Annotated in this window: 1 protein-coding gene; it reads right to left on the bottom strand. The window is 49.0% G+C overall.

The features are described 5' to 3' along the window. On the bottom strand, window positions 1–257 hold a 257-nt coding region (locus HMPREF2766_RS00540), incomplete at both ends, for an isopeptide-forming domain-containing fimbrial protein (RefSeq protein WP_148131180.1).

Here is a 257-nt window from a genome sequence, read left to right as displayed (position 1 = left end):
TCTGGCTCGTCTGGTGTTGGTGGCGTCACTGGGACTTCGTTCGAATCCTTGTGCACACCTGGTTTGTGTGGGAAGCTTGCGTCATAAGAAGCCTTATTCGGAATCTGTGTACGGCCGTCTTCCTTCACATATGCGGACAAGTTTGCGCCAGCTTTGATCTTGGCGTCGAATGTTAATTCAACTGCTTGACCGCCATTGGCTTTCACTTGGTCTTCTGTAAGCGTCAAGGTAATGGTTTGTCCTTCTACCTTGATTTG

Source organism: Streptococcus sp. HMSC076C08, assembly GCF_001810825.1.
GTDB lineage: Bacteria > Bacillota > Bacilli > Lactobacillales > Streptococcaceae > Streptococcus.
The sequence above is the reverse complement of the archived record's forward strand: the minus strand, read 5'-3'. Positions and strand labels throughout refer to the sequence as shown.